The sequence below is a fragment of the Paractinoplanes brasiliensis genome (genome assembly GCF_004362215.1).
Lineage (GTDB): Bacteria > Actinomycetota > Actinomycetes > Mycobacteriales > Micromonosporaceae > Actinoplanes > Actinoplanes brasiliensis.
This window is the reverse complement of record NZ_SNWR01000001.1, coordinates 204,125-227,543: the sequence shown is the minus strand read 5'-3', so window position 1 is coordinate 227,543 and position 23,419 is coordinate 204,125. Positions and strand designations below refer to the sequence as shown.

General features: G+C 72.8%; 15 protein-coding genes. 4 read left to right on the top strand and 11 right to left on the bottom strand.

Features of this window, described 5'->3' with window-relative positions; translation table 11 throughout:
• Positions 1-223 precede the first annotated feature (223 nt).
• Together C8E87_RS00860 and C8E87_RS00855 are read right to left on the bottom strand one after the other, a co-directional pair.
• Positions 224-904: a response regulator gene (locus tag C8E87_RS00860; protein ID WP_133871292.1), complete on the bottom strand. Its 681-nt coding sequence runs from the start codon at positions 902-904 to the stop codon at positions 224-226.
• On the bottom strand, positions 901-2,931 hold the full coding sequence (locus C8E87_RS00855; RefSeq protein WP_166661008.1) for an ATP-binding protein: 2,031 nt from the start codon (positions 2,929-2,931) through the stop codon (positions 901-903). Before C8E87_RS00855 ends, C8E87_RS00860 begins: the two co-directional genes overlap by 4 nt.
• A 172-nt stretch (positions 2,932-3,103) precedes the next feature.
• Here C8E87_RS00855 and C8E87_RS00850 point away from each other — a divergent pair, with 172 nt between their 5' ends.
• Both C8E87_RS00850 and C8E87_RS00845 read left to right on the top strand, forming a co-directional pair.
• Positions 3,104-5,302: an MMPL family transporter gene (locus C8E87_RS00850; protein WP_133871290.1), complete on the top strand. Its 2,199-nt coding sequence runs from the start codon at positions 3,104-3,106 to the stop codon at positions 5,300-5,302.
• A gap of 207 nt (positions 5,303-5,509) precedes the next feature.
• A complete protein-coding gene (locus C8E87_RS00845) occupies positions 5,510-8,374 on the top strand; it encodes a PE-PPE domain-containing protein (protein ID WP_133871289.1) in 2,865 nt (954 codons plus the stop codon).
• Positions 8,375-8,381: 7 nt separating this feature from the next.
• On the opposite strand, the gene C8E87_RS00840 is transcribed toward C8E87_RS00845, so the two are convergent.
• The 3 genes from C8E87_RS00840 to C8E87_RS00830 form a co-directional block, all read right to left on the bottom strand.
• Positions 8,382-8,801 (bottom strand): hypothetical protein, encoded by a 420-nt coding sequence (locus C8E87_RS00840; protein ID WP_133871288.1) that lies wholly within the window; start codon positions 8,799-8,801, stop codon positions 8,382-8,384.
• A 93-nt stretch (positions 8,802-8,894) separates the two neighbouring features.
• Positions 8,895-9,566, bottom strand: coding sequence for a LuxR C-terminal-related transcriptional regulator (locus tag C8E87_RS00835; protein ID WP_133871287.1), 672 nt, complete (start codon positions 9,564-9,566; stop codon positions 8,895-8,897).
• Positions 9,557-11,302: a sensor histidine kinase gene (locus C8E87_RS00830; protein WP_166661007.1), complete on the bottom strand. Its 1,746-nt coding sequence runs from the start codon at positions 11,300-11,302 to the stop codon at positions 9,557-9,559. The genes C8E87_RS00835 and C8E87_RS00830 overlap by 10 nt, the downstream gene beginning before the upstream one ends.
• A 208-nt stretch (positions 11,303-11,510) precedes the next feature.
• Here C8E87_RS00830 and C8E87_RS00825 point away from each other — a divergent pair, with 208 nt between their 5' ends.
• Positions 11,511-12,008, top strand: coding sequence for a hypothetical protein (locus C8E87_RS00825; RefSeq protein WP_133871285.1), 498 nt, complete (start codon positions 11,511-11,513; stop codon positions 12,006-12,008).
• Positions 12,009-12,051: 43 nt separating this feature from the next.
• On the opposite strand, the gene C8E87_RS00820 is transcribed toward C8E87_RS00825, so the two are convergent.
• Together C8E87_RS00820 and C8E87_RS00815 are read right to left on the bottom strand one after the other, a co-directional pair.
• Complete coding sequence (locus C8E87_RS00820; RefSeq protein ID WP_133871284.1) at positions 12,052-12,705, bottom strand: response regulator; 654 nt, start codon at positions 12,703-12,705, stop codon at positions 12,052-12,054.
• Positions 12,702-13,817 (bottom strand): sensor histidine kinase, encoded by a 1,116-nt coding sequence (locus tag C8E87_RS00815; protein WP_133871283.1) that lies wholly within the window; start codon positions 13,815-13,817, stop codon positions 12,702-12,704. Before C8E87_RS00815 ends, C8E87_RS00820 begins: the two co-directional genes overlap by 4 nt.
• Before the next feature lie 162 nt (positions 13,818-13,979).
• On the opposite strand from C8E87_RS00815, the gene C8E87_RS00810 reads away from it, so the two are divergent.
• Positions 13,980-14,390 (top strand): DUF6326 family protein, encoded by a 411-nt coding sequence (locus tag C8E87_RS00810; protein ID WP_133871282.1) that lies wholly within the window; start codon positions 13,980-13,982, stop codon positions 14,388-14,390.
• On the opposite strand, the gene C8E87_RS00805 is transcribed toward C8E87_RS00810, so the two are convergent.
• The 4 genes from C8E87_RS00805 to C8E87_RS00790 all read right to left on the bottom strand — a co-directional run bounded on the left by C8E87_RS00805 (position 14,387) and on the right by C8E87_RS00790 (position 23,394).
• A complete protein-coding gene (locus C8E87_RS00805; RefSeq protein ID WP_133871281.1) occupies positions 14,387-14,761 on the bottom strand; it encodes a GntR family transcriptional regulator in 375 nt (124 codons plus the stop codon). The genes C8E87_RS00810 and C8E87_RS00805 overlap by 4 nt on opposite strands.
• A 5-nt stretch (positions 14,762-14,766) precedes the next feature.
• Positions 14,767-15,564, bottom strand: coding sequence for a hypothetical protein (locus tag C8E87_RS00800; RefSeq protein ID WP_133871280.1), 798 nt, complete (start codon positions 15,562-15,564; stop codon positions 14,767-14,769).
• 151 nt (positions 15,565-15,715) lie between these two features.
• Positions 15,716-17,995 carry a putative bifunctional diguanylate cyclase/phosphodiesterase gene (locus C8E87_RS00795; protein WP_239080631.1) on the bottom strand — a complete coding sequence of 760 codons (2,280 nt, stop codon included), beginning with the start codon at positions 17,993-17,995 and terminating at the stop codon, positions 15,716-15,718.
• 146 nt (positions 17,996-18,141) lie between these two features.
• Positions 18,142-23,394 carry a diguanylate cyclase domain-containing protein gene (locus tag C8E87_RS00790; RefSeq protein ID WP_133871278.1) on the bottom strand — a complete coding sequence of 1,751 codons (5,253 nt, stop codon included), beginning with the start codon at positions 23,392-23,394 and terminating at the stop codon, positions 18,142-18,144.
• Positions 23,395-23,419 lie beyond the last annotated feature (25 nt).

Genomic DNA, 23,419 nt, shown 5'->3' with positions numbered 1-23,419 from the left:
GCCGCGGACCGACCCCGTACGGGGTGGGGATCGTTCTGCGGGGAGGGCGGCGCGGGCCGACTCCGTACGGGGTGGGGATCGTTCTGCGGGGAGGGCGGCGCGGGCCGACTCCGTACGGGGTGGGGATCGCTCTGCGGGGAGGGCGGCGCGGGCCGACTCCGTACGGGGTGGGGATCGCGCTGCCGGGAGGTGCCGCGGGCCGACCCCGTACGCGGGTAGGGGATCACTCCGCCGGGAGGGCGTCGCCGGGGCGGACCAGGCCGCACTGGTACGCGATGACGACGAGCTGGGCGCGGTCGCGGACGCCCAGTTTCGTCATGGCCCGGTTCACGTGGGTCTTCACCGTCAGCGGCGACACGTACAGCCGCGCCGCGATGTCGGCGTTGGACAGTCCGTGGGCGACCAGCATCAGGACGCCGCGTTCCCGTTCGGTCAGGTCGTCCAGCGCCGGCGCGGACGGGGTCCCGGGCCCCAGATGGTCGAGGAACCGGCCGACCAGCGCACGGGTGGCCCTCGGCGACAGCAGCGCCTCACCCGCGGCCACCACCCGGATGGCGTGCAACAGGTCCTGCGGGGCCACGCTCTTGCCGAGGAACCCGCTCGCGCCCGCCTGCAGCGCCAGCACCACGTTGTCGTCGTTCTCGAACGTCGTCAGAACCAGCACCCGTACGCCGGCCAGGTCGTCATCGGCGCCGATGCGGCGGGTCGCCTCCAGGCCGTCCATGTGCGGCATCCGGATGTCCATGAGGATCACGTCGGCACGGGTCTCGCGGGCCAGGCCCAGTGCCTCCCGCCCGTCGGCGGCCTCGGCGACCACCTCGAACCCCGGCTCGGCGTCAATGATCATGCGGAAGCCGGCCCGGATCAGTGCCTGATCGTCGGCGAGCAACACCCGGATGGTCACGCCGGCCGCACCACCGTGGCGGCAGCGGCTGAGGCAGCGAGCGCCGCCGACCCGGTAGGCAGCACCGTGTGCACCCGGAACTCGTCCCCGCTCATGCCCGCCACGTCGATGTCGACCGCGCCGGGCCGGTGCCGCACCGCGAGCCGGACGTCACGCACGCCGTGCCGGTAGGCCCCGACCAGGGCCTCGACGATCACGCCGTACGCCTCCTGGTCGGTCGCCGCCGGCAGCGGCCACTGCTCGCCGAGCAGCTGAAGATCGACCACCAGGCCGGCGTCACCCAGCTCGGCCATCAGCCCGGGCAAATCACCCAATCCCGGCCCGGCGCCATCCCGCCGCCCCATGCCCGGCTCCCGCCCGCCGGGCCGCGAGCCCGCATGTGCGCCGTCCGGTGGTGCGTCGTTCGATCGTGCGACGGTGGTCCACTCACCGCCCGGCCGTTCGCCCTCCGACCGCGCGTCGCCCACCCGTAGGGAGTCCGGCGGTGTGCTCCTCGGCAGGTCCGCGCGTGCGGAGTCTGGTGGTGTGTTCTTCGGCAGGGCGTGGTCCGCGCGTGCGGAACCCGGCGACGGTGCGTCGTCCGCGCGTACGGCGTCCGGCGATGCGCCGGCCGGGTCTGGGGTTTCTGCGCCGGGCTCGCCGGTGCAGCGGAACAGGCGGACGACCGAGCGGATGTCGGTGAGCACGCTGTCGGAGGTCTCACGGACCACGGCGAGTGACGGCGCCACCTGTTCGGGCCGGCCGGCCAGGCGCAGGGAGGCGTGGGCCTGCTCGTGGATCGACGAGACGTGGGCGGTCACGGCGTCGTGCAGGGCGCTGACGGCCCGCGACCGTCCGGGCGGAGGCGGGACGATGTCGGCCGGCGCCGGAGCGCAGGCCGGCAGCACCGCGTCGACCCGGAACTCGTCGCCGACCGGCCCGGCGCTGAGGGCGCCACCGGCCGCGTTGGCGCGTTCGCGCATGCCGAGAAGCCCGTATCCCGAGCCGGTCGGCGGCGTTCCCGCGGGCAGGGTGTTGACCACCTCGATCTCGACCGTCTCGGGGGTGCGCCGCACGGTGAGCCGGGCCGCGCCGTCGCCGTGTTTGTACGCGTTCGTCAGCGCTTCCTGCACTATCCGGTAAGCCGCCAGGTCGGCCACGACGGGCAGCTCGGCGTCGTCGCCGAACCGCCGGAACTCCACCGTGAAGCCGGCCGCCGCCAGTCCCCCCAGCAGCTCGGGCAGCCGGGCCAGCCCGGGCACCGGCTCGGTGTCGGCCGGCTCGTCGGCGTTGCGCAGCACGCCCACCACGGACTGGATCTCGGTGAGCACGCTGTTGGACGCCTCCCGGATGTGCGCCAGCGCGGGCGCCACCTGCTCGGGCCGGCGTTCGAGGATGTGCGTGGCCGCCCCGGCCTGCACGTTGATCACCGCGATGTGGTGGGCCACCACGTCGTGCAGCTCACGGGCGATGCGCATGCGCTCCTCGGTGACCCGGCGGCGGGCCTCCTCCTCACGGCTCTGCTCGGCCCGGCGGGCGCGTTCCTCCACCTCACGCACGTACGCCCGGTGTGTGCGGGCCGCGTCGCCCACCGCGGCGGCCAGGAAGATCCACGCGAACAGCCCGAGCACGTCGGCCCGGAGCCAGGCATCGCGGTTGAGCAGCACCACGGTCAGGTAGACGACCGACGACGCGGCCGCGGCGCACATCCAGCCGCGGCGGCGGTCGGTGTGCGCCGCGATCGAGTAGGTGATGACGATCAGCGCCAGGATCAGCCCCGGGTTGCGTACGTCCTGCACCACCCCGGTGGCCGTGGCCGAGGTGGCGATCGCCAGCGCGAGCATCGGCCGGCTGCGGCGGCCCAGCACCGCCACGAACGCCACCACCGCGATCAGCACGTCCCAGCCGTTGGGCCGGTGCGTCGACTCGGGCAGAGCGGCCTTGAACACCGCGGCCGCCAGCACCAGCGCCAGCAGGAAGTCGACCAGCATCGGACGCTCGGCGAAGACCCGCCAGCGTCCGAGCACGTGTCCCTCGGTCGTGTCCATCATTGCCGAGGCTACGCGGCGGCATCACCGGCCGCGTCATCTCGATGCAGTAGTTCGCCGCGGTTTCGGCTACCGCAACCGCAGTAGCGAACTGTCTGCGGCTGGAGGACGACTTCCGGCGTACGTTTCGCGACCGTTGAGCAGACCTGACACCGGCTGCTCGGAGGATCCGATGGCAACCTATCTGTACCGGCTCGGCCGGTTCAGCTTCCACCGGCGGAAGCTGGTCCTGGCGATCTGGCTGGCGATGCTGGGGCTGCTCGGCGTGGGCGCGCTGACGCTGTCCGGGCCGACCTCCGACGACTTCACCATTCCCGGCACCGAGGCGCAACAGGCGCAAGACCTGCTGGGCGAGCGCTTCGGCCAGTCACCGGGCGCCGGCGCCGAGGCCCGGGTGGTCTTCGCCGCCCCGCCCGGCGAAAAGCTCACCGACCCCGCCAACAAGGACATCGTTTCCCGTACGGTGGCGGCACTGCGCGCCGGTCCGCAGGTGGCCGAGGTGAGCGACCCGCTGAGCAACACGATCAACGAGGCGGGCACCATCGCGTACGCCCAGGTCTCGTTCCGGGTTCCCGCCGCCGAGGTGGCGGAATCCGACCGTGAGGCGCTCCTGCAGGCCACGGAGGCCGGGCGTGACGCCGGGCTGACCGTCGAGGCCGGGGGAGACGCCCTGCAGAGCGAGCCGGAGCAGGGCCTCAGCGAGGTGATCGGCTTCGGCGTGGCCGCGGTCGTCCTGACCATCACGTTCGGCTCGCTCGTCGCGGCCGGGCTGCCCCTGCTCACCGCCTTGCTCGGGGTGGGCGCCTCGATCGCCGGCATCCAGCTGGCGTCCGGCTTCTTCGACCTGAGCAGCAGCACGTCGACGCTCGCGCTGATGCTCGCCATCGCGGTCAGCATCGACTACGCCCTGTTCATCGTGTCGCGGTACAGACACGAGCTGGCCCTGGGCCGGCCAGGCGCGGAGGCGGCCGGGCGCGCGGTCGGCACCGCCGGGTCGGCGGTCACGTTCGCCGGGCTCACCGTGGTCGTGGCGCTGACCGCGCTGGCGGTGGTGAACATCCCGGTGCTCACCGAGATGGGCCTGGCCGCGGCCGGCGCGGTCGCGGTGGCCGTGCTCATCGCCCTCACCCTGTTGCCCGCCCTGATCGGTTTTGCCGGGCGGCGCGTCACCGGGCGCGGCGGACGGGCCCGCGACATCGAGGCCGACGGCGACAAGCCGACCCTGAGTTTGCGGTGGGCCCAGGGCATCACCCGGCGGCCGGTGCTGACCGTCGTGGCGGCGGTGGCCGCGCTGGGGGTGCTGGCCCTGCCCGCTCTCGACCTGAGGCTGGGGCTGCCGGGCGACAACATGGCCGCCCCCGACACCACCCAGCGCAAGGCGTACGACCTGGTGACCGAGGGGTTCGGCGCCGGCTACAACGGGCCGTTGCTGGTCGTTGTCGACGGCGCCGGCAGCAGCGACCCCAAGGCGGCGGCGACGGCGGCGTCCGACACGATCAAGGCACTGCCCGGGGTGGTGTCGGTCAGTCCGCCGACGTTCAACGAGGCCGGCGACACCGCGATGATCCAGGTCGTGCCGGCCGCCGCGCCGGACAGCACCGAGACCACCGATCTGGTGCACGCGATCCGCGACACCGACGCAGGCCTGCGCTCGAGCACCGGCGCCGACCTCTCGGTCACCGGCACGACGGCGGTGACGATCGACATCGCCGCGAAAATGGGCGGGGCGCTGCTGCCGTACCTGGCTGTGATCGTCGTTCTGGCCTTGCTGCTGCTGACCGTGCTGTTCCGCTCGATCCTGGTGCCGCTCAAGGCGATCGCCGGGTTCCTGCTCTCGGTGGTGGCGACGTTCGGCGCGGTGGTGGCGGTCTTCCAGTGGGGCTGGCTGGCCGAGCTGTTCGGCGTCGACCAGACCGGCCCGATCGTCAGCCTGCTGCCGGTGATCCTGATCGGCATCGTGTTCGGCCTGGCCATGGACTACGAGGTCTTCCTGGTCAGCCGCATGCGCGAGGAGTACGTGCACGGCGCGCCGCCGACCCGGGCGGTGACCGTCGGTTACGCGCACGGCGCCCGCGTGGTCACCGCCGCGGCGATCATCATGATCAGCGTCTTCGCGGGCTTCATCCTGGCGCCCGACCCGCTGATCAAGTCCATCGGTTTCGCGCTGGCCGCGGCCATCCTGCTCGACGCGTTCATCGTACGGATGACGATCGTGCCCGCGGTGATGGCGCTGCTCGGCCGCCGCGCGTGGGCGTTGCCGAAGTGGCTCGACCGCATGCTTCCCAACGTCGACGTGGAGGGTGAACGTCTGCGCGACACCGTGCCGGACGAACCCCCGGTCCTGCCCGAGCCGGTCGGCGCCGGTCGCTGACGGCGAGGACACCCTGCTGCTTGTGCCGCTCCGCCGGGCACAAGCAGCAGGTGTCCGTCCGGTCGCCCGATGCGGCGATGCTGCGTTCCAGACGTGACGTCGGAGCCGCGCGCACAGCCACGGTCCCGTCCGGATGCGGACACTACCCACCGGCCGTCGGTGACGCGGGAGTATGAAAAGGGGTACCTCCAGGATCGAGGTCACCTCATGACCGGCACATCCGGACCTTCGCGACAACCGGCCGAGGGCGACCTCGACTGGCCGGTCACCGTCGACGAACGTGGCGTCACCGAGATCCGCGTCCACGGCGTGGGCGGCGGCTCACCGACGGCCATGCTGGATGATCCCACTGCCCGGCAGATCACCGGGGACAGGGTGGCCGGCGTCTGGCGCGGCCTCGACTGGCGTGTCGAGGGCCGCTCCCGGTGGCATCGCGAGGTCTACTCCTGGGGCGGGCTCACGTCCAAGGCGCTGTCGAGTGCCTTGTGGCTCATCCTGTTGCCGTTCGCGCTGGTCAACCTGGCCGGCTGGATGGCCCTCGGCGGGCGCGGGCGGGAGACAGGGCCGGCGAACTGGCTGATCGTCGTCCAGCAGAACATGACCCGGGTGGTCGGTCTCGGCGTCACCTGGCTTTACCTGATCTTCTCCGCCCAGATGTCGATGGATCTCGGCGCCTGGCAGTGCGCCCGCACAACCTGCCGCGCGGACGGGGTGTGGAAGTGGCTCCACCTGGACGGCCATCCGCATGGGGCGGCCGCCGTGGCGGCGGTGATCCCCGTGGCGCAGATCTTGGTGATGGCACGGCTCACCGCGGTCTCCAAACGGCGGTACGACGAACACGGGGCGCCGGCCACTTCGACTCCGGCGACGGAGCGGGTCGCACCCGCCGATCTGGCCCGGATCACGATGAGCAGCCCCCATTTCTGGACCGCCCGCACCTATGACGAGCCGGCCCGCCGCATCCACCTGGCCTCGTCTGTCCTGGTCATCGCGTTCCTGCTCCTGTCGGTGGCGAAGGCGGGCGGAAAGTTCTCCGATGTGGTCCGGGCCGCCTGGTTCGTGGTGGGGGCCTTGCTGGCCGTCGCCGTGGTCTGCGCGGCGTGGGACGGATTGCGCCGGGTGGTGGCCGAGCGTTCCGCGGCGCCGGTGTACGCGACGGCCGGGCTGGCGTTGGGGGCAGCCTGGCTCGCCGTCTCCGTCCAGCCCGCCGGCACGCCGGCCGAGGCCGGCATCATGCCCGGCATCGTCGGCTTCTTCGACGTGGTGCTCGTGGTCATCTACCTGGCCGGGCTCCTGCACGGCGTCGTGGCCGTCGCCGGTCTCCGCCAGGTGCGCGCGCTGAACAACTGGGCCAAACCCGCCTGGTTCCCGGCGCCGATCGTCGCCCTGGTCGTGGCCGTGGCCATGACCTTGGCCGTCGGGTCCGGCATCGTGGTGTGGGTCGCCCGCTGGTTGAGCCCGGAGGCGGCGCCGACCTCGGGCGAACAGCTGTGGCAGCTGAGCTACCCGGTGTCGTACACGGCGTCGGCGCAGCTCAACGTGACCGGCGTTCTCGCGGTCGTGGTCGGTTTCGCCGTCGTGGCCGGGATCTCTGTGCGGCGCCGGCGCCGCGAACCGGACGTCGCGCTGGCCGCGGAGTTCGCGGTCTGGAAGCGGTACGAGGCACTGCCGGGCTGGCAGCACCTCGCCGGCGACGAACGGGACGGTCGCTGGCTGCGTTCTGTCCGTACGTGGCTCTGGCTGGCCGGCGCGGCACGGTGGCTGGAGAACCTGGTGATCGCGGTCGTGCTGCTGAGCAGTGGTTGCCTGGTGGCCTATGCGGTCTGGGCCTTCGCCGAGTGGCGCGGGTCCGGTTTCCCGGTCACCCTCGCGATCTGTGGCATCGTCCTGCTGTTCGGCGCCGGGGTGTGCGCCTTCACCGCGGCCGGCACGGCGAGGCATCCCCACGCCGTACGTCTCGGCGCGATCACCGCCTTCGCCGCGGGCTTGGCACTGGTCGTCCGGGTGGCTGATCGCGGGCTTCCGGAGGCCGGCGCCGACCCACCCCCGCTCGACGTTCCCTGGCTGTTCGGCGAGGCGATCGCCACGACGGTGCTGGCCCTCATTCCGGTCGCGGGCGTGCTGCTGCTGCGCCGGGCCATCCGCAGCGACAGCACCCGCCGGGCCGTGGGTGTCGCCTGGGACATCACCACGTTCTGGCCACGCGGCTTCCACCCGCTCGCCCCGCCCAGCTATGCCCAGCGCGCCGTGCCCGACCTGGTTCACCGGACGACGGCCCTGCTGAGCAACGGCAACGCGGTGCTGCTCTGCGGCCACAGCCAGGGCGCGGCGCTCACCGCGGCCGCTCTGGCCCAGCTCACCGGGCTCGAGGAGGAGCACCGTGCCAGGCTGTCGGTCGTCACGTACGGCAACCCGCTGGGCCATCTCTACATGCGGTGGTTCCCCACGTACGTCAACGAGGCGTTTGTCGACGAATGCCTGGCGGTGCCGGCCGGGAACAGCTGGGTGAACTTCTACCGGCACACCGACCCGGTCGGCCGGGAACTGTTCCGGAAGGCGTCCCCGGAATGCCGGGCCACCGAGCCGGCTGCCGGTCGGGACTGCTGGCTTCCCGACCCGCCCACCGACCTCATGCGGCCCGGTGACGGCCCGCCCCGGATCCGGCAGCACGGCAACGGTGGTTACCTGTGGCAGTCCGCGGCAGCAGCCCACCTCGTGCACGAAGCACATCGACTGGAATCCCTGACCCGAAGGAGCAGCCCGATGACAGAGCAGGTCGCGGTCCCCGAGGCGGGCGCCGGCGAGGAGGCCCTCATCGCATTCGCTCTTACCTGTCCGCCTGACGCGGACCTCTACGCCCAGGCGCTGTCGAGGTGGGAGCAGACCGGCAGCATCGAGGGGGACCTCGAGACGTTACGGGCGGCTCTTGCCGGGGCGCAGCGACAGCACAGGTGGACGGGCACGTCCATCTTCGGCTCCGCGCCGTTCGACCGGGACCCGTTCGTGCTGGCCCTGGTCGAACGGATCCGCGAGCTGAGCGGCGGCACAGTGCAGCGGCGCCAGGAGATCTGAACACGGTTCACTCCACCGGCTGCGCCGACTGGCACGCGAAGGCGACCGCGAAGACGCGTACCCTTTCCCCGGACGACTTCGCCTCTTTGAGGTCCTCGATGAGGGATCGCACCTGGCCCACGTTGGCCAGCCCCGCGACCGCAGCGGCCCGCTCCTCGAAGTCCTCCGCGGTCAGCAGATCGTAGGAGTCCTTGAGCCGGCAGGCGGTGTCGACGACCCGCCGCCCGTAGGGGGCGACGATGGCCTCGGCCTCAGCCTCGACCGCCGCGCGGGTGGCCTGGCGCTCCCCCACCTCGCCGCCACCGCGTGCGAGGGGTTCACCGGCTTCTCGCGCGGCCGGCCCGGCGACCTCGGAGGCCGACCTCGCCGCGCGGCCGCACCCCGAAAGCAGCAGCGGCGCGATGCAGAGCGGAACAACAGCTTTCATCAGTGACGAACGTGAGAGTGTCATGTACCGAGCGTGGGCCGCCGGGCCCGGCCGGGACATCCGGGCGATCCCGCCGTCACGCCAGGGTTTTCCCTAGTGTCCGGGTGTGGCGCGCATCCAGGTGAGGACGGCGAGGACGCGCCGGTTGTCCTCTTCGGCCGGAGCCAGGTCGAGCTTGGTGAAGATCGAGGCGATGTAGGCCTCGACGGTCTTGATGCTCATGTGGAGTTTGCCGGCCACGGCGCGGTTCGACCGGCCCTCGGCGACGAGTTTCAGAACCTCGAGTTCACGCGCGGTGAGCCGCTCGAGCAGTCCGGCGGCCCGGCTGCGCAGAAGCAGCTGGGCCACGATGTCCGGGTCGATCACGCACTCCCCGGCCATGATTCGCTCGATCGCGTCACGGAGCGCCCCGACGTCGGTGACCCGGTCCTTGATCAGGTATCCGGTGCCGGTGGAGCCGATGGTCAGCAGATCGGCGGCGTACGCCGGGTCGCCGAACGTGGACAGCAACAGGATTCCGGTCGCGGGCCGGACGCGGCGCACCTCCCGGGCGAGCGCGATCCCCTCGTCGGTGAAGGTGGGCGGCATGCGGATGTCCAGGATCACCACATCCGGGGACGCGGTCGTCAACGCTGCCGGAACGCCGTCGCCGGGCGGCGTTTCGAGCACGACCTCGACACCGACGCTGCCCAGCAACATGGCGAGGCCACCCCGGAACAACGTCGAGTCGTCGACCAGCGCGACCCGCCGAGGGGTCACGTCCATGCGACCTCCGCCACGATCAAGGTTCCTCCGCCGGGAGGGCTCCGCACTGTCAGGGTGCCGCCGGTCGCTTCGACACGCGCGGCCAGGCCGGTCAGGCCCGTACCGGCCCGGAGGTCGGCGCCGCCACGGCCGTCGTCGCCGACCTCGACGCCGAGCCTCTCCCCACGATCGGTGACGACCACGGTCGCCGTGCCGGCCTCGGCGTGCTTCAGGACGTTCGCCAACGCCTCGCAGACCACGAAGTAGGCGGTTTCCTCCGCCGCCGGTGGCCAGCGCCGCGGTGGCACATCGACCCGGACCGGCACGGGCATGCGCGCTGCCAGGTCGAGGACGGCCGCCCGCAGCCCGTCCGCGTCGAGCGCCGACGGGCGGATGCCGTGGGCCAGCCTCCGCAGCTCCGCCAGCGACGCGCGCACCTCCTCATGGGTCTGGTCCACGATCGTCCGTACCGCCGGCTCGCGTGTGCTCTGCCGGACCACCTCGAGTCTCATCGCTAGGGCGAGCAGACGCTGCTGCACCCCGTCGTGCAGGTCCCGCTCGATGCGGCGTCGCTCCGCCGGCCCCGCCCCGGCCAGCAGCGACCGGATCTCGTGAACCTCCCGCATCTGCCCCTCGGCGACGGCCTGCAACCGCGCGTTCTCGATCGCCATGCCGCTCGCGGACACCGCCGCGTCGAGCAGTGGCCGGTACCGCTCGAGGGCGCGATCGGCGACGACGGTGGCGAGCAGGCTGCCGTCGTGTCCGTGGACGTCGACGAGGACGTTGCGGTCGGGATCCGGCGCGTCGGCGGGAGAACCCGTCGAGCTCACCAGCCCGTCCAGGCCGGGGGACCGGTAAAGGATCTCCAGCCGGGGGTCGTGCAGTGTGGCGCGCAACAGCCCTCGGATCTCCACCGGCGTACGCAGCCGGGCCAGCGCCACCACCAGGTCGGCTATGGTGCCCCGGGCCAGCCGCCGGTTCACAGCGCTCCACAGGAACGCCAGCGGTATGCACAACAAGCCGGCACTTTCCAGCGCCACGAGCACCATCGGAGTCGTCACGGACGGGGCGACGATGCGCAACGGCACCCGGATGATGACGGTGACCGCCGCGCCTGCCGCGGCGACGATCAGCGGCGCCAGCATCCGCCGATCGATGCGGGCCGCCCGCCAGAGGTGCCTCGTGAGGACCACCACGAACAGCGGCAGCAGAATCGCCGAGCCGAACCAGAACAGGTCGGAAAGCACGTGGTAAGCCCGGTCGTCGTGGGCGATCGTCGGCCACCACACGCGGGCGTCGTGCTGCAGCCGCTCCGGCTCCGAGAACAGCATGGTGAGCAGCCGCAGGGGCAGCAGCCAGCCCGCCGCGACCAGGACGTAGACCCGGCTCCAGGGCTCGAGCCGGGAGTGCGGGTACCGCAGCAGCACCGTGGCCGCGGCCACCAGCTGGGCCGGACCGGCCAGATAGGCCAGCGCGGGGAAGGGCCCGGCCTCATGGTTGTCGAGCCAGCTGATCGCCCAGAACAGACCGACCAGCTGAAACAGGGCCGCGTTGACCCCCTGGCCGGGCACCGCGGCGAGCACCGCGCCGGTCGATGCCCACGCCGTGCTGGTGAGGACCGCGGCGGTGGTGATGACCGGCCATTGCGACGCGACCGGCAGCACCCCGGCAACGGCCACGGCAGTGACCAGAGCCGCGCCGATCCAACCGATGGCGGCCTTCGCCCCGACCGGCTGAGCCACTGCTGTGCTGTTCACGGCAACGTGCATGTCGGCCGCCCATCGTCGACCCATTGTCGCTGCCGTCGCGCGCCTCGTCTGTCCGAAAACCGACTGCCGGCCGCGAGGGAAAACCCTCGGAGATGTGGCGGGTCAGCCCGGATCACCCGGGACGCCGGAGGGCGGACGCTCAGTCACGGAGGCCGGGAACCGACCCCTCCGCAACCCGACTCACAGGGAGAAAACCATGAACCAGCAGGCAATCAGCACACTCCCCACCGCGACGGCAACCGCCGGCAACGGCGCCGCCGCGGCTGACCACCCGATGGCCGCGGTCACGGCGTCGGCCGTCACCAGCGCCCCCCGGCTGACCGGCAACGGCACGTTCGTCGACAACGGGTGGGACCGCTGGCACTACCTCGTCCTGCCCGGCAAGCCGGGGACCCTCACGCTCCGCCTCCAGGTGGCCGACATGATCACCTGGTGGAAACGCATCGAGGTGCACACCGAGTTCTTCGGCCACTGGTTCTGGATCCGCCGGCTGGAGACCGCGAACGACACCAAGTCCGCCTCGGTCGACCTGACGCTCGCGGACGCCCAGTCCGGCACCCTGAAACTGGACTTCTGGAAGGCCGGTCTCTTCAACTCGGGCAGCTACGTGACGACCCAGGTGCTCGACGTCGAGGCACACCTGGGCCACACGGTCGCCTTCCTCTGCAGCCGCGACCACTTCTCCCAGCCCTAGATCCGGGCTGAGCTGCCCGCCTCTCGTGACCGGCCTCGGCCGGTCACGAGAGGCGGTTTGTCTGGTAGGCCCACAGGGCGAGCTCGACCCGGTTGCGTGTTGCCAGCTTGGTCATGAGGCCGGCGAGGTGGAACTTGACCGTGCTCATGCTGATGTGCAGTTCCCGGGCGATCTCGGCATTGGTGGCGCCCCGGGCGACCCGGCCCAGCACGTCCTCCTCCCGGTCGGTCAGCGGCGTGACAGGTTGCGCGGGTGTGACCGCCGGGTGGGTGCGGGCGAAGGTGGCCAGCAGCCGGCCGGTGACGGCCGGGTCGATCAGCGCGTCGCCCTTCGCCGCGGCGTGGACGGCCTGCACCAGCTGGTCCGGTTCGGCGCCCTTGAGCAGGAAGCCGCGGGCCCCCGCGCGCAGGGCGCCGTAGATGTTCTCGTCGGTGTCGAAGGTGGTGATCACGACGACGGCCAGTGGCTGGGCGACGTCCGGCCCGGCCAGCAGCCGGGTGGCCTCGATGCCGTCGAGGGCGGGCATCCGGATGTCGAACAGGCACACGTCCGGACGCAGACGCCGGGCGAGCGAGACCGCCGCGAGCCCATCGGGGGCCTGGCCGACGACCTCGATACCGGGCTGACCGGTGAGGATCGTCGACAAGCCGGCTCTGACGATGCCCTGGTCATCGGCGATGACTACGCGAATGCTCATGCCACACCCCGGCGGGGGAGGACGGCCCGGACGCTCCAGCCACGATCCGGGTTCGGCCCGGCGGAGAGCGTGCCACCCAGCAGCTCGACCCGCTCGGTCATGCCGGCCACCCCGAAGCCGGACGGGCCGGCGGCGGACGCGCCGGGTGCGCCGTCGTCGGTGACCGTCAGGCGGACGTCGTTGGCGGTGCCGGTCACCTCGACCATGACCCGGGTGGCCAGCCGTGCGTGGCGCTGAGCGTTGGTTATCGACTCCTGCGTCACGCGGTACAGGGCGCTCTCGACGGCCGGTGGCAGGTTCGTCAGGTCACCGCGGAGTTCGACCCCGATGCGCAGCGCGTCGGCGCCGTCGGTGGCGAGGTCCACGATGTCGCCGATCCGGCGCCGGCCGGCCACGGCCGGCGCCTGCCCGCGGTCCCGCAGCGCGCTGACCATGGTGCGCATCTCCGCCAGGGTCCGGGCGGCCTCACGGTCGATGATCTCGAGGGCCTCGGTGGCGCCGCTCAGTGACGACGATCGTGCGAGGAAGAGGCCCGCCTGCGCCTGGATCGCGATCGCTGAGACATGGTGGGCGACGGTGTCGTGCAGTTCCCGGGCCAGCTGTTCGCGTTCCTGGAGCTTCGCCTGCATGATCAGCTGCGCGCGGGCCGCGTTCCGGTAGCGTACGGACGTTCCGAGCGCGGCCGCCAGCAGCACGATCGCGATCCCGGCGGTGGCCTCCGCCGTCCCGGGGAAGTTGACGGTCACGATGACGGCCAGCGCCGCCACCACGACAGCGACCCCGATGGCGGCGTCGCGGCCGGCGCCCCACCGCAGCAGCGAGTACGCCAGCAGGAGCACCACCCATCCGCTGGTCAGGTCGAAGGCTTCGCTGCCCGCGACGACGGAGACCACCTCGAGCACCGCGAACCCGCCGAAGGCGTACACCACCGCGAGCAGCGGACGGGTACGCCGGACGAGGACTGCCACCGCCAGGCCGCAGCTGAACACCACGGCGACGGGCCACCAGGCGAGGTCGCGGAAGGCCACATCGGCCACGAGCGCAGCCGGCACGAACGCGGCGAGTGTCCAGTCCCGCCAGGCGGGCGGCGGAGATGCCGCGGCGTTCGACACGACTGCCACAGTAGCGATCCGGGCGTAGGGCGCGCCCCGGTCGTACTGCCGGCAACCAGCCTGGCCGATGAGCCAGGGAGATCCCGGCCTCAGGCAGAGGGCGTCCGCTGCCGGCGCCGCCGAGACTGAAACGGCTCGCCCCGTGGAGGAGGAGAACAGGGCATGAAGGGTCAGCTTCGGGATCTCGCCGTTGACGTCAAGGTTGTGCTCGGTGGTCTGTGGGCCACCACTCTGCTCGTGTTCGCCTACGTCGACCTGTTCGGTTTCTATCGCGCGGACCTGGTCCGGGGTGTGCTCGCCGGCGAGGTGGGCGGGTTCGTGGTCGACCAGGTGTTCCTGGTGCTCACGACGCTGTACGTCGCGGTCGCGTCGCTGATGGTCGCCGTCTCGCTGCTCGCCCCGGCCCGGTTCAACCGGATCGCCAACATCGTGGTCAGCCTGTTCTACGCGGTGACCGCCGGGGTCTCGCTCGCAGGGGAGACCTGGGCGTACTACATCGTCGGCATCTCCATCCAGATGGCGCTGCTGCTGCTCATCACCCGGGTGGCGTGGACGTGGCCGCGGAACACCTAGCCCGCCGCCTCGGGTACGCCCTTGGCCAGGGCCGCCTGGACGATGCGTACGGCCTCGGTGGTGTCGATGCCGACGCTGGCGATGACGGCGGCGTACTCGGCGGCGGCGCGGCGGGCCCGTTCGCGACCCTGCGCCCCGGCCGCCGACACGAAGGATCCGGCGGCGCCGCGGGTTTCGATCAGCCCGGCCTCCTCCAGTTCCCGGTAGGCCCGGCCGACCGTGTTGACCGCCAGGCCCAGGTCGGCGGCCAGGCGGCGGATGGTCGGCAGCCTGATGCCCACGGCCAGCGTGCCTTCCTGGATCTGCCCGGCGAGCTGGGCGCGGAGTTGTTCGAACGGCGGGACGGGCGACGCCGAGTCGATGACGATCATGCGTCTCACCGGGCGCCGGGGCGCTGGGCGGCCAGGGCGCTCCGCGCGTCGCGGGCTGTGATCAGGGCGAGCGCGATGACGCTCAGGACGATGAAGACCAGCCAGCCCGTGTTCCACGGGTCGAGGCCGGTGTCGAAGACCGACACGACCGGCAGCGACCACACCACGGTCGGCAGGGCCACGGCGTGGGCGTCCTCGACGCGCATGAGGAAGTCGGCCTTCAGCGAGCTCTCGTCGTCGGCCACCACCGGGTGCGTGAGCACGTGGCGCAGTTGGACGGCCGTGCCCGCGGCGACCCCGCCCAAGCCGATGAGCAGGATCACCGCCGCGTACCGGGCGGCGCCGTCCCGCGTGATCAAGGCCGCGATGGCGAGCACGGCCGCGCCCGTGTAGGTGACCGCGAGGAACGCGGCCCGGGGCACACCGAGCACGGTTCGCCAGCCGGGCCGTACGGTGTGGGCCGCTCGTCGCGGCAACTCGGCGCCGGCCCGCTGATCGACCCGGCGCACCCAGCGGTCCAGCAGGGACAGTCCCAGCACCAGGGCGGCCACCAGGGCGGTCAGCGCCACCAGCCCCCACCGTTGTTGCGTGCCGAGCCCGCCGCCGGTGGAACGCAACGGCAGGGCCGAGACGTAGACGAGGGCGGTGGCGATGAGGAACGCGGCCGGCAGGATGGCGGCGGCCAGCCGCGCGCGTCGCCGGACGGTCAGGCGGGCGGCCAGCATCGGTGCCGGCGTGACGTCGGTCAGGCCGCGCCCGGCCAGCCACAGGCGGGCTGTCTCGAGTTCCGTAGGACGAACCATGGCGGCCTCCCCGCTTGTCGCAAGCTTTGTCTCATCATCCTGCGACAAAGCTTGCGACAAGTCAACCGGGGCGGCCTGCGAGCGTCAGCGGCGCGGCCACGATCGTTCTGCCGCCCAGTGGCCCGGCATCGGGCGAGGCTCGAACGTGAAGTCAGCGCAGCGCGGCGGGTTCGGCGGCCGGTAGCAGCGCGTCGACGGCGTCCGCGGGGATCGGGCGGGAGAAGTGGAAGCCCTGCGCGTGGTGGTATCCCAGGTCGCGCAGCCGGTCGGCCTGCGCGGCGGTCTCGACACCTTCGGCGACGGTGCGCAGGTGCAGCGAGGTGGCGATGCCGGACAGCGCGACCGCGATCGCCTCCTGCTCGGGCGCGCCGTTGAGCCCGTCGATGAAGGACTTGTCCACCTTCAGCACGTCCACCGGGCAGGTGCGCAGCAGGCTGAGCGAGGAGTGGCCGGTGCCGAAGTCGTCCAGCGCGATGGCGACACCGAGCTCGGCCAGCGCCCGCACCGTGGCCAGGGCCGGGCCGCCGCCGAAGACCGCGGTCTCGGTGAGCTCCACGGTGAGCCGGTGCGGCGGCAGCGAGTGCCGCGCGAGGGCGGCCGCGACGGTGCGCGGCAGGGCGGGATCGAGCAGCTGCCGGGCGGAGACGTTGACCGCGACCTTCGGCGCGTGCGGGCCGTGCCGGTCGTGCCAGTCGGCGGCCTGCGCGGAGGCCGTGTCGATCACCCAGGCGCCGAGTTCGACGATCAGGCCGGTCTCCTCGGCGACGGGGATGAAGTCGGCCGGCGAGACGACCCGGCCGTCCGCCCGTTGCCAGCGGATCAGCGACTCGACGCTGGTCACGTGCCCGCTGCCGAGGTCGATGATGGGCTGGTAGAGCAGGTGGAACTCGCCGTCGTCGAGGGCGTGGCGCAGCTCGGCGGCGAGCCGGGCGTGGGTGCCGGACTGCTGGTCGAGCAGCGTGTCGTAGCAGACCACGCGGTGCCCGCCGGCGGCGGAGGCGGCTCGCAGGGCCACCTCGGCGCGGCGGAAGACGTCGCCGGTCTGCGGGGCCGCGGCGGTGGCCACGCCGATGGCCGTCTCCATCAGCAGGTCATGGCCGTTGATCTCCAGCGGCAGGCGCGTCGCCGTCAGCACCTGCTCCGGCAGCGTGCCCGCGCGTCCGGCCGGCGCCAGCAGACCGAACTCGTCGCTGCCGAGCCGGGCGACAAGGGCGCCGGCGCCCGCGGTGGCGAGCAACCTTTCCCCGTACGCCCGCAGCAGCGCGTCGCCCGAGGCCGCGCCCAGCCCGTCGTTGATCGCGCCGAACGCGTTGATGTCCAGCAACAGCACGGTCAGGTCCTCGCCGTCGGCGACCCGGTCCTCGATCGCCGCGGTGAAGGCGCGCCGGTTCGGCAGCCCCGTGAGGGTGTCGTGCGACGCCTGGTGAGCGAGCCGGCCGAGCAGGGCGGCCTGACCGGACAGCGCGACGGCCTGGCGGGCCACGACCATCATCATCAGCACGGCGGCGCCGCCCAGCAGGATCGGCGGCAGGTCACCCGTGCGCAGGTAGACCGTCAGCAGCAGGCCGGTGGTCAGCGTGGTGGCCACCAGCGGCACGTACGAGTCGCGCCGGACCCCCACCTTCGCCAAGTTGCCGGAGGAACGCCGTGGAGCCGGGGCCGCCCTGATCTGCTCCCGTACGGCCAGGCAGAACAGCAACCCGGCGGCGGGCAGCACGACCGCGCTGCCGTTGAGGTGCGGCCAGGGCTTCAGCACCGACATCATCGGCACGGACAGCGGTCCGAGCGCGCCGGCCGCGGCCCCGTACCAGAGCACGGGACGGGCCAGGAGGCCGTGGCCGGCGACCATCGACTTGACGACCGCTATCAGCCCGGCGGCGCCGATGGCCAGCATGCCCAGGTTCAGCCACGAGGCCGGCACACCGGAGCTGACATCGGTGAAGGATCGCAGGTACTGTGCCGCCGCCACCGCGGCGGCGACCATGACGATCGCGATGTCCTGGGCCTCGGTGAGCCGGTGCCGCCAGTGCCGGCTGCCGGTGGGCAGCCGCAGGACCGCCAGCGCGAGCACCAGGACGGCGGCGACGTAGGTGAGGAGGGTGCGCTGGCTCATCGGGGGCAGCACGCCCTGCGGCGCCGTCGCCACGTCGACCGCCTGGCTGCATCCCGCCAGGGCGATGACGGCCAGGCCCGCCGCCAGGCGCCGCCAGAACCTGCGCAAGGCGCCGTGCGTGTCCGCGGCCGCGAACAGGCAGGCCTGAGCGGCCATCACCACACCGGCGACGGCGGGCAGCCATACCAGCAACGGTGGCAACCCGGCGACCAGACCGGCGGCTGTCAGCGCGACCTCGGCCACGACCGCCACGGTGGCGGCCGTCACAGCGAAGCGGATCCGGCGGTCCGGGCCGGCCCGCTCCCACGCTCGTGTCACCTTGCTGCTCCTCCACGGCTCCCGATCCATCTCTTGTGACATCGGCACCGCAGCGGCCGGCGTGAGAATTCGTGCCGGAAGCCGCCGCCTGCGTGTCCAGGCACGCCGGTGCCGGTCGGGCGCTCGTCACGCCGGGAGGTGCTTGTCTACTGTGGCCGGCCGGGTTCGGCGACCACGACGCGGTTGCGGCCGGCGTGTTTGGCTTCGTAGAGGCAGGCGTCGGCGCGGGTCAGGGCGGTGTCGACGGCGGTGGCGCCCGCTGTGGCGGTGGCGCCCACGCTGACGGTCACCGGCACCGGGCCGGCCGAGGTGGCGATCGGCGCGCCGGCCACCTCGCGGCGGATCCGTTCGGCGACGGCGGCGGCCTGCTCGCCCCGGTCGGGCAGCAGGACGACGAACTCCTCGCCGCCGTAGCGGGCCACGAGATCGGTGGGACGGCAACCGGCCCGCAGCCGTGCGGCCACCTCGCGCAGCACCTCGTCGCCGACGTGGTGGCCGTACCCGTCGTTGATCCTCTTGAAGTGGTCGACGTCGATCATCAGCACCGCGCCCTCGTGGCGGTCGCCGGCGGTGGCGAACTCCTGCCGGGCCCGGTCGAAGAAGGAACGCCGGTTGGCCAGGCCGGTCAGGCTGTCGACGGCGGCCATGTGGTGCACCTGGGCGAACAGCCGGGCGTTCTCGTACGCGGTCATCGCCTGGCCGGCCAGCGTCGCGATGACCTGCGGGTCGGCGGTGCCGCCGGAGGGCGCGGTGTTGCCGAGCACGAGCAGGCCGAGCTGGCCGTCGCGAACCGTCAGGGGGAGGAGCCGGCGACTGCCGGACGGTGACATGCCACGTTCGGCCACCGCCGCGCGGATCCGCTGCAGGGCGGAGGCCGCCGGACCGTGCTCCGGGGGCGCCGGGTCGACGTGCCGCAGCAACGCCGCCATCTCGTCCGGCACACCCTCGACCCGCAGCCGCCGGACCTCCTCGCCGGCCTGGTAGCGCACCGTCACCGCGGAGGCGTCCTCGGTCGCGGTGATCAGGCACGGGCGATCGGTGGCCCCGCTCTGGCGTACCGCGGCCATCAGCCGGTCCAGCACGTCCTCAGGGTCCAGCGTCGCGGCGAACGACGTCATGGCCTTGCGCAGCAGTTCGGCCAGGTCGCGCTGGTGCTGTGCGGTGGCCACCGCCACCTCCAGCTGCGCCGCCCGGGAGGTCTCGAGCGAGATCGCGATCTGGTGGCCGACCGCGCTCAGCAGTTCCAGGTCGCCCTCGGTGAAGACGCCCTTGGCGAGCCGGCTGTCCAGGTAGACCACGCCGAGCAGCCGGTCGTCGAGCACGACGGGCGCCGCCACGATGCTGCGCAGGCCGTACTCGATCATGCTGTCGGAGCGGGTCACCTCGCCGCGGTCGGTTCCGGTCACGACGACGGCCCGCCGCCGGGTGCGGACCTGGTCGACGATGTGGGTGCTGTAGCCGTGCGCCTCGGCCAGATCCTGGCTGTACGCGTCCCGGCCGACATGGGTTCCCAGGCCGGCCGCGGTCTCGCCTTCCAGAAGCAGGAACGCGCGTTCGGCGCCGAGGATGCGGATCACCTCGTCCAGGGCGATCCGCACCAGCTGGGCCGGGTCGAGCACTCGCGCCGCGGCCAGGCTGACCTGTTGCAGCGCGGACTGGCGCTGGGCGTCACGGTATCGGGCGGCGCCGGAGCGTACGGTGGTCTCCTCGGCCGACGCCGCGAAGCCGAACTCGGCCATGAGCCGCTGGATGCGGTGCGGCCAGCCCTGGAAGTGCGCCACGGTCGCGGCGAAACCGGCCTGCCGGACGGCGTGCTGGGGCAGCCGCAGGGCCGCCAGGGCGTACGCCTGCACCCGTGCCGCTTCGTACTCGAGCAGCGGCGCGTCCACGGCCCGTACGTCGGCAGCGGCCTTCGCGAGCCGCTTGAGCGCCTCTTCCGGGGCGCCGGTGAGCACGGCCAGCGCGGCCTGGCCGACCCGGTGATACGCGCGCAGGATCGGCCGGCGGGCGACCTTGCCCAGGGTCTCCAGGGCCGCCCGCGTGGCGATCAGCTGCGCCGGCCGGTCCTCGTCGGCAACCGTCCGGCACCGTTCCAGCTCGGCGTAGGCCCGCAGGCAGTAGAAGGTGTGCTGAGCGGGCAGCAGGTCCCGGGGCGTGAGCCCGTACGCGTCGAACTCCGCCATCGCCCGCTCGAAGTCCTCGCCGAAGTCGCCGCGCTCGATGGCCGTCTGCACGCGGCCGATGAGGACGTCGACCCATTGGTGCAGCGGGATCTCGCCCTGGGCGATCGTGTTGAGTTTCAGCGCCGCCTCACCCGCGCGTCCGCGCAGCGCGAGCAGGCACGCGTCGGCCGCCACCACGGCGCTGCGGCTGCTCTGCCCGCTCGCCACGGCCAGCCGCCGGGCCCGGTCGAGCCCGGCCTCCGCGGCCACCATGTCACCGCGCAGCAACCAGTCCCAGGACAGGACCGCGTACGCGTCGAGCGCCAGGCCGAAGTCGAGCCGGTGGTCCTGTTCCTCCAGCATCCGGATCACTTGCGTGCCGTCGTCGCGGCCGCTGCCGTGCAGGGCGATGGCCCGGCTCCAGGCGACGTAGGCGATCAACGACTGGTCGCCGAGCGCGGCGGCGTCGCGTCGCACCCGGGACGACACCCGGCGCGCCGGCCCACTGAGCCCGTTGAACTCCAGCAGCAACGCGACCGCCGTCATCGCGCGCACACCCTCCACGGACAGGCCGGTGCGGCCGGCGAGGTAGGGCGCGCGCAAGGCGAAGATCACGGATTTGGCCGGCTGCAGCTCCCGGATGTACGCCGAGCCCAGGCTCTCGTAGATGGCGCACTGCATCAGGTAACGCTCGCGTTTGCGCGGATCCCGGGTGCTGCCGATGCCGGTGATCCGGATCAGCCGGCTCAGCAGGAAGTAGCCGGCGGAGGAGACCGCCCGGCCGGCGCCGCGGCGGGGCAGGGGCCGCCCGAGCTCGGCCAGCGCCTGCTCGCCCGCGCTGATCTGGCGCTCGCTGTCCCAGGCGGACTGGTGCACCAGGCTCAGCAGGTGCAGCAGGTGCGCACGCCGGAGGGGATCGGTCGCCTGGCGCAATGCGCCGTTCAGCGCGGCAACGGCTTCGTCCAGCCGGGCCGACAGGTGGTAGCCCATGGCGAGCAACTCGCCGAAGCTGTCATCGGCCGGCAGGCCGGCCTCGTCGGCGACCGCCGCGGCGTGCTCCAGCAACGCCACGGCCGTCTCCGGCGCCCACTCGGCCAGGGCCAGTTCGCCGGCCGCCCGGCACGCGGTGAAGGTGGCGGCCGCGTCGTGCCCGGGGGTGCCGCTCATCCGGTGGTGGGCGAGCGCGTACACGGCCGCCGCGTCCGCCGGGACGCCCCGGTCCAGCACGTCGGCGATGCGGTCGTGCAGGCTCTGCCGGGTCACGTCGTCGAACTGCTCCAGCAAGGCCTCGCGGATGCGTTCGTGCAGGAACCCGTACGCGCCCTGGTCCTGTTGCTCGACCAGGCCGAGCCGGGTCGCGTCGGCGAGCAGGGCGACGACGGAACGGTGCGGGAGGTCCCCCGCGGCGGCCAGCACCTCGGCCCGGAACCGGATACCGGCGGTGGCGGCGATCCCGAGCACGTGCCGGTTCGCCGCGTCCAGCGCGTCGACGCGCTGCCGGACCAGGTCGGAGACGTCCTGGGGGAGCGTGAGGGCGTCGAGCACGGCGGCGTCGACCTGCCATCGGCCCCAGCTGACGGTCGCGACGCCGGCGTCGATGATCGCCCGGACGTACTCGGTGAGGATGAACGGGTTGCCGCCGCTGCGGGCCGCCAGCTGCGCGGCGAGCCGGTCGGTGATCGCCAGCCCGCCGTTGACCGCGGTGACCAGCGCCGCGGTCGCCGCGACCGCCAGCGGTGGCAGCGCCACGGTGACCGGCTGCTCGCCCAGCATGTCCCGGACGGCGGCCACCGGCTCGGCATCGGTCTCCTCCGAGCGGACGGTGAGGACGACGAGCAGCGGGGCCCGGTCGGCCTCGGCGGCAAGGTGCTCCAGGACCCGTACGGTGGAATGGTCGTACCACTGCAGGTCGTCGAGGTGCAGCAGCAGGCCGTGGCTGCGACGGGCCAGTTCGAGCAGGAAACCGGCCACGGCGGCGGTGTAACGGGTCTCGTCGACGGCGGCGCCGGTGGACGCGGGCGTGCCCAGCAGGCTCCTGAGCCCGTCGGACAGGTGGCCGATGATGTCGGCCGTGTCGGCGGCCGCCGCCCGCAGCACCCGTACGGCAGCTTCCGCCTCGTCGCGCGGGAGCCGGGCCAGCTCGCGAAGGTGCTCGTCGACGGCCGCACGCAGCGGCGCCAGGGGCTGCTTCGTCCCGTGCGCGCCCGCGCCGTGCAGCACGAGCCGCCCGGCCGGCAGGCTGTGCGCCAGCTCGCGGACCAGGTGGCTCTTGCCGGCGCCGGAGACCCCGGTCACCATGACCAGGCCGCCCCGGCCGTGCTGCGCACGCGTCCAGCTGTCCCGCAGGGTTTCCAGCTCGGCGTCCCGGCCGATCAGCGGGACCTCGTCGCGTACCGGTGGCGCGGCCTCGATCCCGGCCGCCTCGCGCAGGTCGGCCAGCAGCTCGGCGGCGCTCTGGTGCCGATCGTCCGGTTCCTTGGCGAGCAGCCGCTCGACGATCCGGGTGAACGCGGCCGGCAGATGCGGGGCGGCCTGCCGCAGGTCGGGCACCGGCGCCAGCGCGTGCTGCCGGAGCAGCTGCCCGAGATCGGACGCGGTGAACGGTGGGGTTCCGGTGGCGGCCTCGTACAGCACCGCGCCCAGCGAGTAGAGGTCGGCGCGGGCGTCCAGCGCCCGGTCCAGCATCCCGCTCTGCTCGGGCGAGCTGTAGAGCGCGCTGCCGGCGACCCGGCCGTCGTCGTCGGCGGCGGACAGCTGGGCGCCCAGCGAGAAGTCGATGAGCCGGACGATGCCGTCCGCACCGAGGATGATGTTGCTGGGTTTGACGTCGCCGTGCAGCAGATGGCTGCGGTGCACCGCAGCCAGGGCGATCGCGGCGCCGATGGCGGTCCGCAGCAACATGTCCTGCGGCATCGGCCCTGTACGCAGCGCGTCGCTGAGCGGGCGCCCCTCCACCACCTCCATGACCAGGTACGGGCGGCCCTCGTCCGACCCGACGTCGTACACCCGGGGCACGCCGGGGCAGCGGACTGTCGCCAGCTTCGCGGCCTCCCGCCGTACGGTCTCAAGGGTCGTGCCGGTCTCCTCCTCGCGGCCGAGGACCTTCAACGCGTACTCGGCGCCGTCGCGCTCGACCCGGTAGACCGTGCCCTGGCGCCCCTGGCCCAAGGTACCCAGCACCGTGTACGCCGGTGGGCACGGCGGTGCCGTGCCGGTGAAGGGTGATGCGACGGCCATGCCTGGCTATCGACCGCTCCGCGCC

Excerpts from the sequence above, each read along its gene's own strand:
- C8E87_RS00855 (WP_166661008.1), bottom strand. The coding sequence starts at position 2,931 with ATGGACACGACCGAGGGACACGTGCTCGGACGCTGGCGGGTCTTCGCC.
- C8E87_RS00850 (WP_133871290.1), top strand. The coding sequence starts at position 3,104 with ATGGCAACCTATCTGTACCGGCTCGGCCGGTTCAGCTTCCACCGGCGG.
- C8E87_RS00845 (WP_133871289.1), top strand. The coding sequence starts at position 5,510 with ATGACCGGCACATCCGGACCTTCGCGACAACCGGCCGAGGGCGACCTC.
- C8E87_RS00840 (WP_133871288.1), bottom strand. The coding sequence starts at position 8,801 with ATGAAAGCTGTTGTTCCGCTCTGCATCGCGCCGCTGCTGCTTTCGGGG.
- C8E87_RS00835 (WP_133871287.1), bottom strand. The coding sequence starts at position 9,566 with ATGGACGTGACCCCTCGGCGGGTCGCGCTGGTCGACGACTCGACGTTG.
- C8E87_RS00825 (WP_133871285.1), top strand. The coding sequence starts at position 11,511 with ATGAACCAGCAGGCAATCAGCACACTCCCCACCGCGACGGCAACCGCC.
- C8E87_RS00820 (WP_133871284.1), bottom strand. The coding sequence starts at position 12,705 with ATGAGCATTCGCGTAGTCATCGCCGATGACCAGGGCATCGTCAGAGCC.
- C8E87_RS00810 (WP_133871282.1), top strand. The coding sequence starts at position 13,980 with ATGAAGGGTCAGCTTCGGGATCTCGCCGTTGACGTCAAGGTTGTGCTC.
- C8E87_RS00805 (WP_133871281.1), bottom strand. The coding sequence starts at position 14,761 with ATGATCGTCATCGACTCGGCGTCGCCCGTCCCGCCGTTCGAACAACTC.
- C8E87_RS00800 (WP_133871280.1), bottom strand. The coding sequence starts at position 15,564 with ATGGTTCGTCCTACGGAACTCGAGACAGCCCGCCTGTGGCTGGCCGGG.
- C8E87_RS00790 (WP_133871278.1), bottom strand. The coding sequence starts at position 23,394 with ATGGCCGTCGCATCACCCTTCACCGGCACGGCACCGCCGTGCCCACCG.